The sequence below is a fragment of the Sphingomonas nostoxanthinifaciens genome, from assembly GCF_019930585.1.
Taxonomy (GTDB): domain Bacteria; phylum Pseudomonadota; class Alphaproteobacteria; order Sphingomonadales; family Sphingomonadaceae; genus Sphingomonas_I; species Sphingomonas_I nostoxanthinifaciens.
In genome coordinates this window covers 1,751,637-1,771,415 of sequence record NZ_CP082839.1, presented here as the reverse complement: position 1 = coordinate 1,771,415, position 19,779 = coordinate 1,751,637, and the positions used below count along the sequence as shown (strand labels likewise).

Genomic DNA, 19,779 nt, shown 5'->3' with positions numbered 1-19,779 from the left:
GCTCGATTACTCCGCCGCGACCGCGAAGTCGGGTGCGTCCCGGCGTTCGGTGATCCGCCGCTCGATCTCCGGGCGGAAGTGGCGGATGAGGCCCTGGATCGGCCATGCCGCCGCGTCGCCCAGCGCGCAGATGGTGTGACCCTCGACCTGCTTGGTGACTTCCTGCAGCATGTCGATCTCGTGCATCTCGGCCTCGCCGGTGCGCAGCCGCTCCATCACGCGCCACATCCAACCGGTGCCTTCGCGGCACGGCGTGCACTGGCCGCAGCTCTCATGCTTGTAGAAATAGCTGATGCGGCTGATCGCGCGGACGATGTCGGTCGACTTGTCCATGACGATCACCGCCGCGGTGCCGAGGCCCGAGCCGAGCTCGCGCAGACCGTCGAAATCCATCGGCGCGTCCATGATCTGCGCCGCCGGCACCAAAGGCACCGACGAGCCGCCGGGGATCACGGCGAGCAGATTGTCCCAGCCGCCGCGGATGCCGCCGGCATGCTTCTCGATCAGTTCGCGGAAGCTGATGCCCATCGCCTCCTCGACGACGGTCGGCGTGTTCACGTGGCCGCTGATCTGGAAAAGCTTGGTGCCCTGGTTCTTGTCACGGCCGATGCCGGCAAACCAGGCGGCGCCGCGCCGCAGGATGGTCGGCACAACCGCGATCGATTCGACGTTGTTGACCGTCGTCGGGCAGCCGAACAGGCCGACGCCGGCCGGGAAAGGCGGCTTCAGGCGCGGCTGGCCCTTCTTGCCCTCGAGGCTCTCGATCTGCGCGGTTTCCTCGCCGCAGATGTAGGCGCCGGCGCCGCGGTGGACGAACACGTCGAAATCGTAGCCCGACCCGGCCGCATTCTTGCCGAGCAGCCCCTTGTCATAGGCCTGCGCCACGGCGGCGAAGAGGTTCTCCGCCTCGCGGATGAACTCTCCGCGGATGTAGATGTAGGCCGCACGCGCACGCATCGCGTAACCCGCGATCAGCGCGCCCTCGAGCAGCTTCTGCGGATCGTGGCGCAGGATCTCGCGATCCTTGCACGAGCCGGGCTCGGACTCGTCGGCGTTGATGAGCAGGAAGCTCGGCTTACCCGGCTTCGGCTCCTTGGGCATGAAGCTCCACTTCATGCCGGTCGGGAAACCGGCGCCGCCGCGCCCGCGCAGGCCCGACGCCTTGATATCCTCGATGATCTGGTCCTGGCCGCGGGCCATCAGCCCCTTGGTGTCGTCCCAGTCGCCGCGCTTGAGCGCGCCCTCCAGCTTCCAGTCCTGGAAGCCGTAGATGTTGGTGAAGATGCGATCCTTGTCGTCGAGCGACGCAATACCCGCCATCACTCGCCCTCCCTCAAATCCAGTCGGCGCTCGATGCGCCCCATACGCTCGTCAACTCGATCGAGGCGCGAAGTAACGTGGGCCATGGAAACCGTAAGTCCGCTCATATGATCTTCGATCGCCGAGATGCGCATCTTTAGATCGCCAACTTCGAGCGACAGAACCTGGATGTTGGCATTCATCCGCTTCATCAACTCGTAGGTGAGGATCGCGACATCGGCCGGTTCGCTCATCGTCCCTGCCCCACCAGTTTCTCGGCGGCGAAATAGACGATGACCGCGGCCGCGATGCCGATCGCGATCGCCACGACCGAAATCACGATCTTCAGCAGGATCACGAACAGCACGATGCCGATGATGAGGGCGAGGATCGCGGGCATCAGGAGACGAAGTCCTTCAGCACGGTCGGGCCGCCGACCGGCGCCGACAGGAAGCGATCGACCTGCGGGCCGGGCTTCGGTGTTTCGCCGCGCGCCAGCGCCTCGAGGATCGCGGTCGTGCTGTCGAAGGTCAGGTCTTCGTAATTGTCGTCGTTGATCTGCACCATCGGCGCATTGACGCACGCGCCGAGGCACTCGACCTCGGTCAGCGTGAACAGGCCGTCGGGCGTGGTCGCGCCCTTCTTCAGGCCCTTCTTGTAGCAGGCGTCGAGCACGTCGTCGGAGCCGCGCAGCATGCACGGCGTCGTTCCGCAAACCTGCACGTGATAGCGGCCGACCGGCGCCATGTTGTACATCGTGTAGAAGGACACGACCTCCAGCGCGCGAATGTACGGCATGCCGCATGCCGCCGCGACATATTCGATCACCGGCACGGGCAGCCAGCCCTGCGTATGCGTCTCGGCACCGACCTGGCGCTGCGCCAGATCGAGCAACGGCATCACCGCCGAATGCTCGCGCCCCTTGGGATATCGCGCGAAGATCTCCTTGGCCTTGGCCTCGTTCTCCGCCGTCCAGGCGAAATTGCCCCAGCGCGCGCGGGTCTCGGCCTCGTCGGGGATGTGTGCTGCGTCAGACATCAGCGATCGCACTCACCAAAGACGATGTCGATCGCTGACAGGATCGCCGTCGTGTCGGCCAGCATGTGGCCCTTCATCATGAAATCCATCGCCTGCAAATGGCTGAACGCGGTCGGCCGGATCTTGCAGCGATAGGGCTTGTTGGTGCCGTCGGAGACGAGGAACACGCCGAACTCGCCCTTCGGGCTTTCCGTGCCGACATAGACCTCGCCCGCGGGGACGTGGAAACCCTCGGTGTAGAGCTTGAAATGATGGATCAGCGCTTCCATCGACTGCTTCATCTCGCCGCGCTTGGGCGGCACGACCTTGCGGTCGAGCGAGGCGATCGGGCCTTCGGGCATTTCGGCCAGGCACTGCTTGATGATGCGCGCCGACTGGCGAACCTCTTCCACCCGCACCATGAAGCGATCGTAGCAATCGCCCTTGGTGCCGACCGGGATCTCGAAATCCATGCGATCATAGGCATCGTATGGCTGGCTCTTGCGCAGATCCCACGGAATGCCCGCCGCGCGGATCATCGGGCCGGAGAAGCCCCACGCAATCGCATCGTCGCGGCTGACCGTACCGATATCGACGTTGCGCTGCTTGAAGATGCGGTTGTCGGCGACGAGGCTGATCGCGTCCTCGAACAATTGCGGCAGACGCGTGTCGCACCATTCGCCGATGTCGGTCAGCAGCTTCAGCGGCACGTCCTGATGGACGCCGCCGGGGCGGAACCACGCCATGTGCATCCGCGCACCCGAGGCGCGCTCGAAGAAACCGTACGTATCCTCGCGGATTTCGAACAGCCACAGGTTGGGCGTCATCGCGCCCACGTCCATGATGTGCGAACCGAGATTCAGCATGTGGTTCGAGATGCGCGAAAGCTCGGCGAACAGCACGCGCAGATATTGCGCGCGCAGCGGCACCTCGATCCCCAGCAATTTCTCGACCGCGAGCACATAGCTGTGCTCCATGTTGAGCGGCGAGCAGTAATCGAGCCGATCGAAATAAGGCAGCGCCTGCAGGTAGGTCTTGTACTCGATCAGCTTCTCGGTGCCGCGATGGAGCAGGCCGATATGCGGATCGACGCGCTCGACGATCTCGCCGTCCAGCTCCAGCACCAGGCGCAGCACGCCGTGCGCGGCCGGATGCTGCGGACCGAAATTGATCGTGTAGTTCTGGATCTCGACGTCGCCCGGCGCCGGATCGCCCGGCGTCGTGTACGCATCCAGTTCCGCCGGCGCGCCGTGCGGATCGGCGACGAGGATGGCAGGATCGCTCACTTCTTCACCTCGTCGGCCTTGAGCGGCGTCGGCGCGCCGGGCGCCTGCGGCGCCTTGGCTTTCTCGTCGCCGGGGAGGACGTATTCAGCGCCTTCCCACGGGCTCATGAAATCGAAGCTGCGAAAATCCTGCGCCAGCTTGACCGGCGAATAGACGACCCGCTTCTCTTCCTCGGAGTAACGCAGCTCGACGAAACCGGAGAGCGGAAAATCCTTGCGCTGCGGATGACCGCGAAAGCCATAGTCGGTCAGGATGCGGCGCAGGTCGGGATTGCCCTCGAACAGCACGCCGTACATGTCGTACACTTCGCGCTCCAGCCAGCCCGCGACCGGCCACAGCCCGGTGACCGACGGCACCGGGCTCGTCTCGTCGGTCGAGACATGCACGCGCAGGCGATGATTCTTGGTCAGGCTGAGCAGGCAGTAGACCACCTCGAACCGTTCGGGACGGTCGGGATAGTCGACCCCGGCGATTTCCATCAGCTGCTGGTACTGAAGCTCGTCGCGCAGGACGTGCATCGCCTGCACCAGGCCGGCACGATTCACGTCGAGCCGGACCTCGCCAACATGCTCGGTCGCGCCGATCAGCACGTCGCCCAGTGCGGCCCGGGCCGCGTCGATCACGCCCTCGTTCGAGGTATATTTGGGATGGGGTGCCGCCATCTTAACGCTCGATCGTCCCCATGCGGCGGATCTTCCGCTGAAGCTGCATCACGCCGTAGAGCAAAGCCTCGGCGGTCGGCGGACAGCCCGGCACGTAGATGTCGATCGGAACGATCCGGTCGCAGCCGCGCACGACGCTGTAGCTGTAATGATAATAGCCGCCGCCATTGGCGCACGAGCCCATCGAGATGACGTACTTCGGCTCCGACATCTGGTCGTAGACCTTGCGGAGCGCAGGCGCCATCTTGTTGCACAGCGTGCCGGCGACGATCATCACGTCCGACTGGCGCGGTGACGCGCGCGGCGCGGCGCCGAACCGTTCGAGATCGTAGCGCGGCATGTTGACGTGGATCATCTCGACCGCGCAGCAGGCGAGGCCGAACGTCATCCACCACAGCGAGCCGGTGCGGGCCCACTGGAACAGCTCCTCGGTCGAGGTGACGAGAAAGCCCTTGTCGGACACTTCGGACGAAAGCTGGTTGAAGAAATCCGGATCGGGCAGGATCGTCTCCTGCGGATGCGGATCCAGCGCCTGCGGCAGGGTCACTCCCATTCCAGCGCTCCTTTCTTCCACGCATAGGCAAAGCCGATGCCAAGTTCGACCAGGAACAGCATCATCGCCGCCCAGCCGGTGAAACCGATGCCGCCCAGCGCCACCGCCCACGGATAGAGGAACGCGGCCTCCAGATCGAAGACGATGAACAGGATGGCGACGAGATAGAAGCGCACGTCGAACTGCGCGCGGCTGTCCTCGAATGCGGGAAAGCCGCACTCATATTCGGACAGCTTTGCCGGGTTCGGCTTGTTCGACCCCGTCAGCCGCGACACGATCATCGGCAGCACGACGAACGCGGTCGACAGGATGACCGCCACCGCCAGGAACAAGAGGATCGGCAGGTAGCCTGCGGCGACCGATACCATGCGCCAAACTCCATGGACCGAGGGCGGCTCGCGCCCTCAAACGATGGGTTTCCCTAAGCGTGCCGCATCTGCGAAGCAAGCCGCTGAGGCCATGAGAATGACTCGCAATTAACGGCAGATACCGGGCCGAAACGGCACCATGCCGACGCCGCCAAATACCGGGTCAGCCGCGGGCCTCGGCCGCCATCTCACGGTTGCGCAGGATCGCCGCGGTCAGCGTGTCGCGCATCAGCGCCGCCAGCCCTTCGGGTTCGTCCAGCACGTCTAGCCCGCGCCGCGTGCTACCGCCCTTGCTGGTGACGCGCTCGGCCAGCCGACGCGGGCTCTCGTCCGATCCCGCCGCGAGCGCGGACGCGCCCGCGACCGTCGCCAGCGCCATCCGCGCGGCCTGCTCGGCCGGCAGCCCGGCGTCGGCGCCAGCCTCGGCCAGCGCGTCGATAAAACGGAACAGGAAGGCCGGGCCGGAGCCCGCCAGCGCGGCGACGACGTCGAGCGCGGGCTCGTCGGTCCATTCGACCAGCCCGAGCAGACCCATCAGCGCGGTCGCCGCCGCCTGCTCGTCCGCATCGAGGCCATCACCGGCAAGGCCCGTCACCCCCTGCCCCAACGCCACCGGCGTATTCGGCATCGCGCGCAGCACCGCGCGCGGCACCTGGAAGCGACTGCGCAGCGTCGCGATCTCGACACCGGCGAGGATCGAGACGAACAACGTCTCGGGCGCCAGCACCGGCGCCAGCCACGGCGCCACGTCGTCGATCATCTGCGGCTTGACGCCCAACATCACCAGCGCGGGCGCCGAGCCGTCGGGCGGCGGCGCGGTCAGCACGGTGACGCCCTCGGCGAACGGCGCGCCCGACTTGCGGATGATCGTCACCTGCGCCGGATCGAGCCCGCATTGCAGCCAGCGGCGCAGCATCGCGCCGCCCATGTTGCCGGCGCCGACCAGCCAGATCGGCCCCGCAATCGGAAAGCTGCTCATGCCTCGCCGTGCGTCTCGATCATCGCCGCGGCGATCGCCTCGGTCGGCGTCTTGCCGCCCCACAATACGAACTGGAACACGGGATAGAAGCGTTCGCACTCGTCGATCGCCGCCTCGATCAACGTGCCCGCCTGCTCGGTCGTCAGCGGCGCATCGCCGGAGCCATCCAGCAAGGCGGCATGCCGGAACAGCAACATGCCGTTCGACGACCACAATTCGAAATGGCCGAGCCACAGCTGCTCGTTCACCAGCCCCAGCGTCTCGTAGATGGCGGCACGCTTGTCGGCGGCGACGCGGATGTCGGGCATCGCCAGGAATTGCAGCACGCGATCTTCCTCGCGCCACACGCCGCGCAGCTCGTACTGCGTCCAGCTTCCCGGCACGGTGGCGACGATTTCGTCCTCGCCGACGCGCTCGTGGCTCCAGCCATGCGCCTCGAAATAGGATTCCAGCGTGTCGACCGGCGCCTCGTCGCCGCGCTCGCTTTCAAATTCGTCGGCGATCATGCCATGCCCTCGTCAACTCCGGGGAAAGGTAGCGGGCCGCCCGCGCGGCACAAGCCCATGTCAATGGATATGGTGACAAAGCTGTGGATAGCTGGGGATGATGTGGGGATCGTTACAGCCCCGCCGCGGCGATCGCCTCGATCGCGCGCGCAAACCGCTGCTGCGCACTGCCGCCGATCACGACATAGTTCAGCCCGCGTCGCTCGAGCTCGTTGCGCGAGAGGTCGAAGAAATGGCGCCGCCGCGCCTCCTCGCCAAAGAAGCGCGTGCCGTCATTGACCCAGGGGATGTCGATATCGAGCAGCAGATAGAGGTCGGCGACCTCTTCGAAGGCATCGAACCACGGGTCGCGCCGCTCGAACAGCATATCGGCCCACGCCGCGGTCATCAGCGGATCGGTATCGAGGATCAGCCGTCGGTTGCACTGCTGCAGCGCCGCCCCCGCCATCGCGCAATGCGTCCGCGCGATCGCGAGCAGGTCGCGCATCGACAGCGTCAGGCCATATTGCTCGCAATAGGTGCGGCCGTATTCGGGCACGTGCAGCGTGTCGTAATGGCGCGAAAGCTGCATCGCGAGCGTCGACTTGCCGGTGCTCTCCGGCCCGTGCAGGCAGATGGTGCGCGCATAATGCGGCCGGACCGGCGGCGGGATGTGGCGCCAGTGGGCAAACGGATCGGCGCGGATCGCGCGCGCCGAGACCGGAACCGCCGTCCGCTCGGGATCGATCACGACGAACCGCGCGCCGAGTTCGGCGGCAAGCAAGCTGCCATAGACTTCCGATCCGAACAGTTGATGGACCGGCTCGGGGTGGACCTCCGCCACGATCCGGCGCCAATCCTCCCAGGCACCGCCACCGCCCTGCGGCATGGCGGTCGCATGATCGACCACGCGCGCGAACGGGAACAGCTCGCGGACCCAGCCGATCCGCAGTTCGGCCGGGATCGGATCATCGGGCGCGTGGCAGACGAGGATCGTGAGATGGTCGCACAGCCGCCGCGCGGTCTCCACCAGCAGCAGGTGGCCGGTATGCGGCGGCATGAAGCGGCCGAGCAGGAAACCGTTGTTCATGCGCGCTCCGCGCGACGCCACGCCAGCAAGCCCCCCACCGACAGGACGAGGAAGGCGGCATACAGCCCGGTGGTGAGGTAGAGCCCCTTGGCCGCGTAGAGTCCGATCGCAGCGACGTCGATCAGGATCCACAGCACCCAATTCTCGATCCGTCGCCGTGCGAGCAGGATCTGCGCGGCGATGCTCGCCACCGCGACGATCGCGTCCCACACCGGATAGGACGCATCGGTCAATCGTGCCATCATGGTCCCCCAACCCATACTCAACACCACGATCATCGCCACCCACGCCAGACGCGCGGCAGGCGTCAGGCGGGCGACCTTGATCGCATGGTCCGCACCCCCCGCGCGCCACCATGCCCACCATCCATACATCTGTATGGCAAAGAAGAAAATCTGCAGAAGCGCGTCGCTATACAGCTTTTGCCGGAAGAAGAGCTGCGCGTAGAGCGCGACCGTCGCCAGCCCGAACGGATAGTTCCAGATGCTGCGCCGGACGAGCAGGACGATGTTGGCGAGCCCGCACAGGGTGGCGATCGTTTCGAGGATGGTCACGGGCGGCGGGGATAGCGGGCGCAGCGCCCGCGCGCCACCATCTGCGCGACCGTGCGAGAAGCCTCTTGCGGCGCCCGTTCGGCTTCGCTAGAGGCGCCCATCTTGGCTCGCCGGTTCGCCCTTCCCGGGGTATTTCGACACGAACCGCGCTCCGTCGGGGAGTAGCTCAGCCTGGTAGAGCACTGTCTTCGGGAGGCAGGGGCCGGAGGTTCGAATCCTCTCTCCCCGACCATGTTCGCGCGCTGATTTTCGGCTTCGTTTTGGAGCTGAGGATCGGCGCTTGCGATTCGCGATCAGGGTCCGCGATGTTGGCTGCTTAAAGCTTGGAAGTTTACCCGCCGGCCCATGCGCCACGGCGCGCACGACCACTTCCGCATCTGGCCATGGATCACGCTACAGGCTGCAAATGCAGTGCGGACCGCGCTTTTTGCCTCGCAGGTCGTCCAAATTCGGCGCCATCGACAATGACAAAAATTAACCTATGATAGTGAAATGATCGATGCCGGGATATTCCTTGCGGTAGTTGCGGCATCGTTCGCGGTAGCGACCATTCTCGCGCGAGCACTCAAGCTGCTGGGCCTGTCCCTGCCAGACGAGAGCCGGCGTATCGGGTGCATCGATGGACTTCGTGGTTACTTGGCCTTGGGCGTGTGCGCATATCATTTTGCACGCTGGCTCCAGTTCATGAACAATGGCGGCCAATGGGTGCCTTTGCCAGGCAGCCTGCTGAATAGTCTGGGCCCCGGCGCGGTTGCGCTATTCTTCATGGTCACCGGATGCGTGTTCTACCCGCAAATTCTGCGTGGCGCGCGCGTTCGGTGGGTGCCGCTGTACATTGGCCGGCTGTTCAGGATCTATCCGCTCGTCCTCGTATCGATCGCGTTGATCGCTCTCATCATCGTCGCGCGAACGGCGGCCACCGGAACCGTCACGTTCGCGGCCGCGCCCTTCGTCAGGTGGCTGACATTCTGGGATCAGCCCCCGCTGCTGGGATATGACGGCGCTCCGCTCCTGAATGCCAAGGTCCTGTGGTCGCTCTGGTATGAGCTGCTGTTCTACACGCTGGTATTGCCCGCCTGCATATTGGCGCGACAGGCGCTTGCCGACCGGGGGCCAACCTGGGTGATTCCGGCCGGGTTGCTGGTCGGGTCGCTCGTGCTGCGCCACAGCCCGTGGACGGTTCCGCTCGTCACCTACCTTCCGCTCTTCGCGATCGGCATGCTCGCGTTCGAACTGAGGGAACGCCGATGGGCGCGAAGCCTGGCCGCGTCGCCGGCCTGTACGGTCGTGGCGCTGATATCGCTGTTGCTGGCGATGTTGCAGGCCGTGCCATATGCGCCGATCTCGATGATCCTGTACGGCCTCTTCTTCGTCGCGATCGCCTGCGGCAACGATCTCTGGGGCACCTTGAGGACATCGGGCGCAATCGCGCTCGGCGAATGCTCGTTCGGCATCTACCTTCTTCACGGCATCGTTCTGGACGTGGCGTTTGTCGACGTCGGCGTCGCTGCAATCCTGCCTGTCGGAGCGCGCCTGATCGCCCTGCCGATCCTGATCGTGATAACCGTACTGGTCGCGACGTGCGCCTATGCGCTGATCGAGCGACCCGGCATTCGGGCCGGGCGTAAGCTTGCCGCGCTGCTGAGCGACAATCGCATGCGTCCCCGCGATCAGGCGATCGAGGTGGCTCCCTAGTCGGGTTCGTCGCACCGGACGGCCGCGCTACGGCGGCTCACGGCAGCGGCGTAATTCCCTCCACACGCACATGCCAGTCGGCGGGGAAGCCCGGTGCGGGGCCGGTCGCGCCCGTCCAGCCTGCGGCCATCATGCCCGTCGCGAGCAACAGCGCACCGTTCGACGGGAAATAGGTGTCGGCGGAACGCGGATAGGTACCCGCCCCGTCGGGGGCAGCGGCGGTGTCGAAGCGCGGGGTCATGCCGGTCGATCCCCACTGGTTGTTCGGCGCGTCGCGCAGCAGCCAGCCGACTGCGGCGTCGGGGTCGCCGAGGCGAGCCGCGGTCATCGCGATCGACGGGAAATCCCAGCCCCACACCTGTGCCCAATCCCAGTTCGCCGTGGTGGCGGCGAGCGTGCGCGCCATCGTCGCGCGGTCGACGCGGTCGCTGCCGATCGGCCCGTCGCTCATCAGGAAGGAGGGATGGTCGCGATTGGGGCAGCCCGGCGCATCCGCCTTGCCGCGACACGATGCCGCGATCCGCGCCCAATAGCCGCCCTCGCCCGCCACCGCCATGTAACGGTCGCCGTCGCGCGGCATCGGCGTCATCCCGGTGATGACCCGATCCCAGCCCGCATCGCGCGCAAGCCCCTGCCGCTCGCGCCATTGCTGCGCGACCTGCAGCCCCCAACGAAAATATTCGAGCTCGAACGCCGGATCGGCGGTCGTGAACGGATCGTGATTTTCCTGCACCGGCACGATCGGTGGCCCGAGATGATAAAGCCCCGTCGCCGGATCGAGCCGCGGCCAGCCGGCGAGCAGGCGCGCGGTCGCCGCGACCATCGGCGCATAACGTGCGAGCGTCGCCCGATCGGGATGCCCGCGCCATATCAGTTCGGCGAGATAGATCGGGTGCGGCTGCTGCCAGAAGATGAAGGGATTGATCGGGCTGGGGCTGTTGCGCCCGTCCGGCCCGGTCATCTTCGGCCACCACGCCGCATCGAGCCCGTGGCGTCGCCCCTCCGCCAGCGCAGCAGGCAGATGGGCAAGATACCAGGCGAGGCTGCGCTCCAACAGCACAGGGCGCCCCCACGTCGCGAAATGCGCGGCGTGCCACGGATGCATTTCGAGGTGGAACTTGCCGTTCCAGCTGTTCGAGAACAGCCCTTCCTCCTGCGGCGGGGTGGCGCCGGCAGCGTTGATCGCGGCGAGATATTGCGACAGCACGATCCGCCGCTCGAGTTCGCGCGCCCGCGGATCGGCGGTGCCCGACAGGTCGATCATGCCGCCATGCGTCCAGTAATCGCGCCAGTGCGCCATCGCCGCTTCGGTGGCAGCGGCGTATGCCGGCAACGGCGCGGCACGCGGGCGATCCTCCAGCGCGATCACCGCACGCAGCACCGCCTGCCCCGGTGCGTGGATCGTGAAACGATGCGTATCCGTCTGCGCGATGCTTGCGCCCGGCGCGGCGACGGCGGTGGCATAAGCGGTCGCGTCGATCCGCTCGACCGTCGCCAGTCGCCCGGCCGCACGCGCGACAACCTGCGTGCGATGCGCCTCCGGATGCGTCCAGTCCGCCGGATCGGGGTTGAGCGTGCGCGACACGCCGGGAAAGGCGAGGTCGATGCCGATTTGCCCGCGCGCGACGAGCGGCGAGCGTATCTCGACCAGGATCAGGTCGCGCGGCGCACCGATGCGGGTGACGACGGTGACCGGCTGGCCATCGAGCCGGAAGCGGCTGGTGAGCGTGCCGGTCCACAGATCGAGCGTCTGGTCGGTCGTGGAGAGATCCTCGAACCGCACCGGCCGCCCGTCGGCATGGCGCAGCGCCAGCGCGACCCGCGCGAGCGAGATATGGTGCGGGTTCTCGCGCAGCCAGGCGACCGCCGGGTCGTGCGCCGCCGTACCCAGATCGCGGATATAGGCGAATGGCTGCGGCCCGCGGCCGGGCACCGGCACCATCACGCTGCCATCGCCGTGTCCGAGCCCCGGCGGCCGCGGAAAGCTGTGCCACGCCCATTGCGCCATGGTGAGCAACGGCGCGGTCGGCGCATAATGGTCGGGAAAGGTCTGGAGCCCGGTGATGTCCGCGGTGAAGCCCAGCGTGCCGTTGCCGAGCATCACCGGCGCGTGCGGATCGATCGCGGTGGCGTGGATATCGTGCCGCGTGACGAGCGCGTGCCGGTCGATCGGCGGCGCCGCTCCGCCATGTTCCGCGGCCAGCAAAGTTGCCGCGAACAGCCAAAGCCGATAACGCCTGATCGTCCGCCGCAAAGCCAGCCCAGTCGAAGGAAAGAGGCGCACTTGCATCGCGGACGATGATCGTGCCATCGCTGGCATAACAGCTTGCAGACGAGGAACCAAGCTCCGTGGCCGCTCCCCTTCGCCTTGATCCCGACCGCCTTTTTCCCGTCGAGGAGCGCACCCGTGGCATTGCGCGCGCGCTCTATGCCAGCGTCGCCACGCTGCCGATCGTCAGCCCGCACGGCCACACCGATCCGCGCTGGTTCGCCTATGACGAGCCGTGGAACAACGCGTCCGAGCTGCTGCTGCAGCCCGACCATTATCTGTTCCGGATGCTCTACAGCCAGGGCGTGCGGCTCGAGGATCTCGGCGTGCCGGCGCATGGCGCACCCGGGGCGGCCGATCCGAGCGCGGCGTGGCGCATCTTCGCCGAACGCCAGCATCTGTTCCGCGGCACGCCGTCGCGCATCTGGCTCGATCATGTCTTCGCCGAGGTGTTCGGCTTCGACGTGTCGCTGGCGGCCGACACCGCCGATCTCTATTTCGATCGCATCGGCGAGTTGCTGGCGACCCCGGCCTTCCGCCCGCGCGCGCTGTACGAGCGCTTCAACATCGAGCTGATCGCCACCACCGAAGGCGCGCACGACACGCTGGAGCATCATGCGGCGATCGTGGCGTCGGGCTGGAAGGGCCGCGTCGTCACCGCCTATCGCCCCGATGCGGTGATCGATCCCGAGCATGAGGAGTTCCGTGCCGCCCTCGCCCGCTTCGCCGAGCTGACCGGCGCGGATATCGGATCGTGGCAGGGCTATCTCGCGGCGCACCGGAGCCGGCGGCAGGATTTCATCGCGGCGGGCGCGACCTCGACCGATCATGGCCACCCCACCGCCGCGACCGCCAACCTGTCGACCAGCGAGGCCGAGGCCCTGTTCGCCAAGGTGATGCATGGCGACTGGACCCCGGCCGATGCCGAGCTGTTCCGCGCGCAGATGCTGACCGAGATGGCGCGGATGAGCCTCGACGACGGGCTGGTAATGCAGATCCATCCGGGCGCCGTGCGCAACCACAATCGCGGGCTGCACGCCGCCTTCGGCCGCGACAAGGGCGCCGACATTCCGATGCGCACCGACTACGTCCACGCGCTGAAGCCGCTGCTCGACGCGTTCGGCAACGAGGCCGGCCTGTCGATCATCCTCTTCACGCTGGACGAAACCGTCTATGCGCGCGAGCTGGCGCCGCTGGCGGGCCATTATCCGTGCCTCAAGCTCGGCCCGGCCTGGTGGTTCCACGACAGCCCCGAAGGCATGCGCCGCTTCCGCGAGATGACCACCGAGACGGCGGGCTTCTACAATACGGTCGGCTTCAATGACGATACGCGCGCCTTCCTGTCGATCCCGGCACGGCACGACGTCGCGCGCCGCGTCGATTCGGGGTTCCTCGCGCGGTTGGTGGCGGAAGGCCGGATGGCCGAGGGGGAAGCGGCCGAACTGATCGTCGACCTCACCTACAATCTGGTGCGCAAGGCCTATCGCCTCGACGAACCGGCGACCGGCACCGGCCCGACGCCGGCATTGCGCAAGGTGGCGTGACCGCGGCGATGCCGTTCGACCGGCGCGCCTTCATCGCCGGCGCCGGGGCGATTGCGTGTGCCGGTGCGGCACGCGCCGTTCCGGGAGATGCATCGCTCGACGCGCTGGCACGCGCCAAAGGGATGCGCTTCGGCACCTGCCTCGGCGCGGGGCAGGCGGGAACGCCGACCGGCGGCTTCGCCGACCCGGCCTATCTCACGCTGATCGCCGGGCAGTGCGGGCTGATCGTCCCCGAGAACGAGATGAAGTGGGGCGTGCTGCGCCCCTCGGCCGACCGCTTCGACTTCGCCCCCGCCGACCGGCTGGTCGCGTGGGCGACGCAGCACGGGCTGGGCGTGCGAGGCCACAATCTGCTGTGGCAGAACCGGCGCTGGACGCCGGCCTGGCTGGAGGCGCATGATTTCGGCAGCGCGCCGCGCGTGGCGGGCGAACGGATGCTGCGCGCGCATGTCGAGACGGTCGCGAAGCGCTATGCCGGCACCGTCCGCAGCTTCGACGTCGTCAACGAGGCGATCGACGAGAAGACCGGCGCCTATCGCGAGACCAATTTGTCGCACGCGATCGGCGGCACGGTCGAGACGATCGCGCTCGCCTTCCACACCGCGCGCGCCGCCGCGCCGCACGCCCAGCTCGTCTATAACGATTATATGAGCTGGGACGCGTCGAGCGCGACGCATCGCGCCGCGGTGCTTACGTTGCTGGAGACGCTGAAGGCGCAGAACGTGCCGGTCGATGCGCTCGGTATCCAGGGGCATATCGGCAGCAACGGCGCGGGCGCCGCGACGACGCTCGGTGCGCAGGTGGACGAATGGCGACGCTTCCTCGACCGGGTGACGGCGACGGGCCTCGGCCTGCTCGTCTCGGAATTCGACGTGAACGACAAGGGGCTGCCTGCCGATGTCGCGGTGCGCGATCGGGCGGTCGCCGATCTCGCGCGATCCTATCTCGACGTCACGCTCGCTTATGCGCAGGTGGATACGCTGATGTGCTGGGGGCTGGGCGATCGCTATAGCTGGCTCCAGACGACCTCGCCGCGCGTCGACAATCTGCCCAAGCGGCCTTTGCCCTATGACGATGCGCTTCGTGCCAAGCCGCTGCGCGCGGCGATCGCGGCGGCGCTGGCGGCAGCGCCTCAGCGCACCGGCCGCTCCACCCGCACCCAGTCGATGTCGACCGCGCCCGCCGGGGTCGGCGCGGTCGAATAGCTGAACAAGGCCGGCCGCGCGCCCTTCCACCACGCGAAGTGCAATGGCTGCGGCGCGCCGAACGCGACGAAGCTCCGGCCGCGATCGATGCTGTAGGCGAACGCTGCCTGCTGATCGGCGCCGACGGTCACGCGCAGGCGCAGGTCGTTGCCCGCGACGATCGGCCCCGATCGCTCCTCGCCCGCGATCGAGAGCGTCACGCGCGTGACGCCGCCCGCGCGCACCGAGCCGATCCAAACCGGGCGCGCCTGGAACATCGCCAGCCCGGCGCGCTGCCCGTCGGCCATGCGCGCGAGATCGAAGCGCGCGGTGATGCGCGACGACGGCCCCCACAATATCTGCGTCAGCGTGTTGTGTGCGGTGACGAGCGCCTGCGCCGGGGTGGCGTGCAGCCGCAGCCAGCCGGGCCGCTCGGCGAGGCTCCACATGCGATCGTCGGGATTGTGGTTCCACTCCCACTGCATCCCCAGCCGCGCCCCCGCGAAGTCGTCGCTGGTCGCGATCGACGCCGGCGCGGGCGGCACGTCGGGCACGACGTGCTGCGCCACCGGCTGGCCGGTGCCGGGCCGGCCGGGGATCGGATCGCCGACGAGCGGCCAATCGTCCTGCCAATGCACCGGCTCGAGATAGGCGATGCGGCCGAAGGCGCCGGTGCTGTTGAAATGGACGAACCAGCCCTGCCCCGACGGCGTCTCGACATAGCCGCCCTGATGCGGCCCCTGCACCGCGGTCGTACCGGGCGCGAGGACGACGCGCCGCTCGTACGGCCCGGCGATCGTCCGCGCGCGCAGCACCACCTGCGCGCCGGTCTCGACCCCGCCGAACGGCGCCCAGATATAATAATAGCCGTTGCGCTTCAGCAGCTTCGGCCCTTCGAGCACCGGCAGATCCTTGGGATCGTCGACGATCGTGCGGCCTTCGTCCAGCACGCGCGTGCCGTCGGCGCTCATCCGGTGCAGGATCAGCGGCCCCGCGCCGACCTTGCCGTGGATCAGCCAGGCGGTGCCGTCATCGTCCCAGAACGGGCATGGATCCTCATAGCCCGGACCGGCCAGCACGCGCACCGGCGCGCTCCACGGCCCCTCGGGCCGCGTCGCGGTCGCCATGTACGCGCCTTCGTCGGGCGTCGGCCAATAGACGTAGTAACGGCCGGCGTGGAAACGGATCGCCGGCGCCCATACGCCGCGCGCATAGCGCAGCCCCGCCCCCACCGGCTTCGACACCGCATCGGTCAACGTGAACGGCGGCACCATGTCGTAGGCGTCGGCGAACGGCAGGCGCGGCAGCACGTGGCCGGCGATCGTCCAGTGGACCAGATCGCGCGACTTCAGCACCGGCAGGCCGGGCGAGAAGTGGAAGCTCGACGCGACCAGATAGAAATCGCGCCCGACGCGGATCACGTCGGGATCGGAATAGTCCGCGAACAGGATCGGGTTGGCATAATCGGCGGCGGCGCCCCCCCCACCCGGCACGAGCGCCGAGGCAAGCGCGAGCGCGCCCGCCAGGCCTCGCGCCATCCGCTGCCACCGCTGGAAAGGATCACCAATCTCATTCATCGATTTGCCGTTGCAGATAATGGAACGTTTGCATAAGAACAGATTCGCGATGCCAGCGCTAGACACGGCTCGCTTGGAGGATGGTGATGGGGCGATACGCTTTGCTGATGAAGTCGGGAACCGCGATGCTCGCGCTTGCGGGGCTCGCCGGTCTGACAAGTCAGGCACAGGCGCAGGTCGCGCCCGGCGCCGCCGAGCCCGCACCGCAGCAGGCGCCTGCCATCGCAACGCCACCCGCCGAGGCCACGCCCGCAGCCACCGCGCCTGCCGCCGACATCGTCGTCACGGGCTCGCGCCTCACCTCGCGCGGGTTCGAGGCACCGACGCCAGTGACGGTGGTCGACCAGCAGGACGTCAAGCTGTCCGGCACGCAGAATATCGAGACATTGCTCGGCAGCTCGCCGCAATTCGTCGGCTCGCAGCTCAGCGGCCCGACTGCGAACACCGTGCCCGCCGGCGTGGCGACGCTGAACCTGCGCGGCTTCGGCGACCAGCGTAACCTCGTGCTGGTCAACGGACGCCGCTTCGCCATTTCCGGCCCGCAGCAGACCACCGACGTCAATGCCATCCCGTCGGCGCTTATCAAGCGGACCGAGGTGGTGACCGGCGGCTCGTCGGCCGTCTACGGCTCGGACGCGATCTCGGGCGTGGTCAACTTCATCATGCGCGACGATTTCCAGGGGCTGGAGGTCGATGCGCAGAATAATGTCGACCAGCATACCGGAACCCCGAACTACACCGTCGACGTCACCGCCGGCCGCAATTTCGACGGCGGCCGCGGCAACATCACCCTCTCCTTCGATTATCTCAACCGTGGCGGCTATACACGCGGCGAACGCGGCGGCTGGGCGACACCGTCGCTCGCCGATGGCTGCGTCACCTCCAGCTCGTGGAGCCGCAGCCGCGCCGGCACGCCGCTCGCCATTCCGTCGGGCTCGACCTGCCTCGGCGCGGGCGGGCGCCCCGGCCTGATCTTCAGCGGCAGCGGCACCACCCCCGACGGCCGCATCGCCAACATCCCGACCGTCGGCTCGTCCACCTCGACCGCGGCGCTCAACGCGGCGTTGACCAATGCCGGGCTCGGCGGGATCACGTCGCGCGGCTTCACCTTCAACGATGCCGGCACGACGGCGCGGCCCGCCGTCACGCCGGGCGACGATTACGATCTCGGCCCGCAGGCCTATATGATCGTGCCGCAGCGCCGCCTGCTCGGCAACGTCTTCGCGCATTACGATTTCTCCGATGCCGCGACGCTGTATGTCGAGGGCACGATCGGCAACAACCAGGTGCGCGCGCAATTGCCGTCGACCGGCGTCAGCGGCAACTTCCTGGTCAATACCAACAATCCCTATCTCTCGCCGCAGCTGCAGGCCGTGCTGCGCGCGCTGGATGCGCGCGAAACCGGCACCACCACCGTCACCAACGGCACCAGCACGGTCTCGACCACGCCCAATGACGGGCTGGCGGTGCTCAACATCAACCGGCGCGTGAACGAGATCGGCCTGCGCACCAACCTGTCCGACATCATGACCTATCGCGGCGCGGCCGGCCTGCGCGGCCGCATCGGCAGCGTGTCCGATCATTTCCTCTCCAACCTGCGCTACGACGTCTATTACAGCTATGCGCGCACGGTGCAGACCGACACCGCCGACGGCGCGGTCTCGCTCAGCGCGTTTCAGAACGGCATCCTGTCGCAGAATGGCGCCGCGCCGCTGCTCAACATCTTCGGCGCGAACATCAGCGCAGCGGGTGCGGCCGCGATCGATGCGCGCACGCGCAACGTCACCACCTCGACCCAGCAGGTCGCCGCGGGCAACATCACTGGCGAGCTGTTCCAGCTTCCCGCCGGCCCGGTCGACTTCAATGCGGGCGTCGAGTGGCGCCGCTCGGCCGCCAGCTTCGCGCCCGATGCGCGGCTGGCGTCGGGCGACCTGTCCGGCTTCAACGCATCGCTGCCCACCTCAGGCCACGAGACCGCCCGCGAAGTGTTCGGCGAAGTGCGCGTGCCGATCCTCGCGCACCGCCCGATGTTCGAGCGGCTCAACGTCAACGGCGCGTTCCGTTATTCCAATTACGATCTGTCAGGCGTCGGCGGCGTGTGGACCTATTCGGGCGGCGTCGAATATGCGCCGGTGCGCGACATCACCTTCCGCGGCCAGTATCAGCGCTCGATCCGCGCACCTAATGTGGGCGAGCTGTTCGGCGGCAACACCACCACCGGCCCGACGCTGACCGATCCCTGCTCCAGCCGCCAGCCGACCTCGCAGCAGACCTCGGCGGTGCGCGCCGTCTGCGCCGCGACCGGCGTGCCGGCGAACCTGATCTTCACCTCCGAAGTGCAGCCCAACCAGTTCATCTTCGCGGTGGGCGGCGGCAATCCGAACATCGGCCCGGAAAAGTCGAACACCTATACCGGCGGCCTGGTGCTGACCCCCAGCTTCCTGCGCGGTTTCGCCTTCAGCGCCGACTATTTCAACATCGACCTGAAGGGCGCGATCGCGCCGCTGGGCGGCAGCCCGCAGAACGTGCTCAACCTCTGCTACAACGTCGTCCAGAGCGCGAGCAGCCCGTTCTGCCGCGCGATCACGCGCGATCCGCTGACCGGGCAGATCGCCGCGCCGGGCTACATCACCGCCACCAACGCCAATACCGGCGCGCTCAAGACGTCGGGCGTGGATTTCGAGGGCAGCTACAATTTCCGCACCGCCTGGGGCCTGGGCGATGCCGGCAGCCGCTTCGAGATCGGCACCGACATCACTTGGACGCGCGCCTTCACCAGCGTGCCGGTGGCCGCGCTGCCGACCAGCAACGAATGCGTCGGCTCGTACGGCCAGACCTGCGGCCAGCCGATCCCCGAGTGGAAGGGAACGACGCGCTTCACCTGGAAATCGGGCCCGCTGGCGCTGAGCCTGCGCCATCGCTTCATCGGCGCGGTGACGGTCGACACCTACATCCTGCCGTTGCGCTCGGGCGGCACGGTGCCCGACAAGGCATCGCTCACCAACCCGACCATTCCCACGCAGCATTATTTCGATCTCTCGACCGCGATCGACATCACCAGGTCGCTGCAGCTGACGGCGGGCGTGAACAACATCGCCGATCGCGATCCGCCGATCGTCGGTTCGGCAGCGCCGTCGGACAACACCTTCGCCGCCACCTACGATATCGGCGGCCGCACCTTCTTCTTCGGCGTCACCGCGAAATTCTGAGTCCCACC

Annotated in this window: 18 protein-coding genes and 1 tRNA gene; 5 read left to right on the top strand and 14 right to left on the bottom strand. The window is 67.4% G+C overall.

Annotation, left to right across the window (positions count from 1 at the left end; genetic code table 11):
* Positions 1 to 6 precede the first annotated feature (6 nt).
* The 12 genes from nuoF to pnuC form a co-directional block, all read right to left on the bottom strand.
* A complete protein-coding gene (nuoF, locus tag K8P63_RS08530) occupies positions 7 to 1,320 on the bottom strand; it encodes an NADH-quinone oxidoreductase subunit NuoF (protein ID WP_223799379.1) in 1,314 nt (437 codons plus the stop codon).
* On the bottom strand, positions 1,320 to 1,553 hold the full coding sequence (locus K8P63_RS08525; protein WP_223799378.1) for a hypothetical protein: 234 nt from the start codon (positions 1,551 to 1,553) through the stop codon (positions 1,320 to 1,322). Before K8P63_RS08525 ends, nuoF begins: the two co-directional genes overlap by 1 nt.
* A complete protein-coding gene (locus K8P63_RS08520) occupies positions 1,550 to 1,699 on the bottom strand; it encodes a hypothetical protein (protein ID WP_223799377.1) in 150 nt (49 codons plus the stop codon). The genes K8P63_RS08525 and K8P63_RS08520 overlap by 4 nt, the downstream gene beginning before the upstream one ends.
* Positions 1,699 to 2,337, bottom strand: a complete 639-nt coding sequence (locus K8P63_RS08515) for a complex I 24 kDa subunit family protein (protein WP_223799376.1) — start codon at positions 2,335 to 2,337, stop codon at positions 1,699 to 1,701. The genes K8P63_RS08520 and K8P63_RS08515 overlap by 1 nt, the downstream gene beginning before the upstream one ends.
* Positions 2,337 to 3,551, bottom strand: coding sequence for an NADH-quinone oxidoreductase subunit D (locus K8P63_RS08510; RefSeq protein ID WP_223799783.1), 1,215 nt, complete (start codon positions 3,549 to 3,551; stop codon positions 2,337 to 2,339). The genes K8P63_RS08515 and K8P63_RS08510 overlap by 1 nt, the downstream gene beginning before the upstream one ends.
* A 47-nt stretch (positions 3,552 to 3,598) precedes the next feature.
* Positions 3,599 to 4,264, bottom strand: a complete 666-nt coding sequence (locus K8P63_RS08505; RefSeq protein WP_223799375.1) for an NADH-quinone oxidoreductase subunit C — start codon at positions 4,262 to 4,264, stop codon at positions 3,599 to 3,601.
* Position 4,265: 1 nt separating this feature from the next.
* The gene (locus K8P63_RS08500) at positions 4,266 to 4,817 is read right to left on the bottom strand and encodes a NuoB/complex I 20 kDa subunit family protein (protein ID WP_223799374.1); all 552 of its coding nucleotides are present in this window, start codon (positions 4,815 to 4,817) and stop codon (positions 4,266 to 4,268) included.
* Entirely contained in the window at positions 4,808 to 5,185 is a 378-nt protein-coding gene (gene ndhC / locus K8P63_RS08495; RefSeq protein ID WP_223799373.1) for an NADH-quinone oxidoreductase subunit A, read from the bottom strand. Before ndhC ends, K8P63_RS08500 begins: the two co-directional genes overlap by 10 nt.
* 163 nt (positions 5,186 to 5,348) lie before the next feature.
* A complete protein-coding gene (gene proC / locus K8P63_RS08490; protein ID WP_223799372.1) occupies positions 5,349 to 6,164 on the bottom strand; it encodes a pyrroline-5-carboxylate reductase in 816 nt (271 codons plus the stop codon).
* Positions 6,161 to 6,670 (bottom strand): type III secretion system chaperone family protein, encoded by a 510-nt coding sequence (locus K8P63_RS08485; RefSeq protein ID WP_223799371.1) that lies wholly within the window; start codon positions 6,668 to 6,670, stop codon positions 6,161 to 6,163. Before K8P63_RS08485 ends, proC begins: the two co-directional genes overlap by 4 nt.
* A gap of 112 nt (positions 6,671 to 6,782) precedes the next feature.
* A complete protein-coding gene (locus K8P63_RS08480; protein WP_223799370.1) occupies positions 6,783 to 7,739 on the bottom strand; it encodes an AAA family ATPase in 957 nt (318 codons plus the stop codon).
* A complete protein-coding gene (pnuC, locus tag K8P63_RS08475; protein ID WP_223799369.1) occupies positions 7,736 to 8,293 on the bottom strand; it encodes a nicotinamide riboside transporter PnuC in 558 nt (185 codons plus the stop codon). Before pnuC ends, K8P63_RS08480 begins: the two co-directional genes overlap by 4 nt.
* 155 nt (positions 8,294 to 8,448) lie before the next feature.
* On the opposite strand from pnuC, the gene K8P63_RS08470 reads away from it, so the two are divergent.
* Both K8P63_RS08470 and K8P63_RS08465 read left to right on the top strand, forming a co-directional pair.
* Positions 8,449 to 8,525, top strand: a tRNA-Pro gene (locus K8P63_RS08470).
* Positions 8,526 to 8,785: 260 nt separating this feature from the next.
* Positions 8,786 to 9,988 carry an acyltransferase family protein gene (locus K8P63_RS08465; RefSeq protein ID WP_223799368.1) on the top strand — a complete coding sequence of 401 codons (1,203 nt, stop codon included), beginning with the start codon at positions 8,786 to 8,788 and terminating at the stop codon, positions 9,986 to 9,988.
* 37 nt (positions 9,989 to 10,025) lie between these two features.
* Here the strand turns inward: K8P63_RS08465 and K8P63_RS08460 are convergent, their stop codons facing one another.
* A complete protein-coding gene (locus K8P63_RS08460; RefSeq protein ID WP_223799367.1) occupies positions 10,026 to 12,194 on the bottom strand; it encodes a hypothetical protein in 2,169 nt (722 codons plus the stop codon).
* Between the two features lie 143 nt (positions 12,195 to 12,337).
* Between K8P63_RS08460 and uxaC the strand changes: the two genes are divergently transcribed.
* Positions 12,338 to 13,801 (top strand): glucuronate isomerase, encoded by a 1,464-nt coding sequence (uxaC, locus tag K8P63_RS08455; RefSeq protein WP_223799366.1) that lies wholly within the window; start codon positions 12,338 to 12,340, stop codon positions 13,799 to 13,801.
* On the top strand, positions 13,798 to 15,006 hold the full coding sequence (locus tag K8P63_RS08450; protein WP_223799365.1) for an endo-1,4-beta-xylanase: 1,209 nt from the start codon (positions 13,798 to 13,800) through the stop codon (positions 15,004 to 15,006). Before uxaC ends, K8P63_RS08450 begins: the two co-directional genes overlap by 4 nt.
* Here the strand turns inward: K8P63_RS08450 and K8P63_RS08445 are convergent.
* Complete coding sequence (locus tag K8P63_RS08445; RefSeq protein WP_223799364.1) at positions 14,934 to 16,523, bottom strand: glycoside hydrolase family 43 protein; 1,590 nt, start codon at positions 16,521 to 16,523, stop codon at positions 14,934 to 14,936. The two genes, K8P63_RS08450 and K8P63_RS08445, sit on opposite strands and share 73 nt — an antisense overlap.
* A 146-nt stretch (positions 16,524 to 16,669) precedes the next feature.
* Between K8P63_RS08445 and K8P63_RS08440 the strand changes: the two genes are divergently transcribed.
* Positions 16,670 to 19,771 carry a TonB-dependent receptor domain-containing protein gene (locus tag K8P63_RS08440; RefSeq protein WP_223799363.1) on the top strand — a complete coding sequence of 1,034 codons (3,102 nt, stop codon included), beginning with the start codon at positions 16,670 to 16,672 and terminating at the stop codon, positions 19,769 to 19,771.
* The last annotated feature ends 8 nt before the right edge of the window (positions 19,772 to 19,779 follow it).

What these genes read in the sequence shown, in the direction of transcription:
- nuoF (WP_223799379.1), bottom strand. Translation starts at nt 1,320, where the DNA reads ATGGCGGGTATTGCGTCGCTCGACGACAAGGATCGCATCTTCACCAAC.
- K8P63_RS08525 (WP_223799378.1), bottom strand. Translation starts at nt 1,553, where the DNA reads ATGAGCGAACCGGCCGATGTCGCGATCCTCACCTACGAGTTGATGAAG.
- K8P63_RS08520 (WP_223799377.1), bottom strand. Translation starts at nt 1,699, where the DNA reads ATGCCCGCGATCCTCGCCCTCATCATCGGCATCGTGCTGTTCGTGATC.
- K8P63_RS08515 (WP_223799376.1), bottom strand. Translation starts at nt 2,337, where the DNA reads ATGTCTGACGCAGCACACATCCCCGACGAGGCCGAGACCCGCGCGCGC.
- K8P63_RS08505 (WP_223799375.1), bottom strand. Translation starts at nt 4,264, where the DNA reads ATGGCGGCACCCCATCCCAAATATACCTCGAACGAGGGCGTGATCGAC.
- K8P63_RS08500 (WP_223799374.1), bottom strand. Translation starts at nt 4,817, where the DNA reads ATGGGAGTGACCCTGCCGCAGGCGCTGGATCCGCATCCGCAGGAGACG.
- ndhC (WP_223799373.1), bottom strand. Translation starts at nt 5,185, where the DNA reads ATGGTATCGGTCGCCGCAGGCTACCTGCCGATCCTCTTGTTCCTGGCG.
- proC (WP_223799372.1), bottom strand. Translation starts at nt 6,164, where the DNA reads ATGAGCAGCTTTCCGATTGCGGGGCCGATCTGGCTGGTCGGCGCCGGC.
- K8P63_RS08485 (WP_223799371.1), bottom strand. Translation starts at nt 6,670, where the DNA reads ATGATCGCCGACGAATTTGAAAGCGAGCGCGGCGACGAGGCGCCGGTC.
- K8P63_RS08480 (WP_223799370.1), bottom strand. Translation starts at nt 7,739, where the DNA reads ATGAACAACGGTTTCCTGCTCGGCCGCTTCATGCCGCCGCATACCGGC.
- K8P63_RS08465 (WP_223799368.1), top strand. Translation starts at nt 8,786, where the DNA reads ATGATCGATGCCGGGATATTCCTTGCGGTAGTTGCGGCATCGTTCGCG.
- K8P63_RS08445 (WP_223799364.1), bottom strand. Translation starts at nt 16,523, where the DNA reads ATGGCGCGAGGCCTGGCGGGCGCGCTCGCGCTTGCCTCGGCGCTCGTG.
- K8P63_RS08440 (WP_223799363.1), top strand. Translation starts at nt 16,670, where the DNA reads ATGAAGTCGGGAACCGCGATGCTCGCGCTTGCGGGGCTCGCCGGTCTG.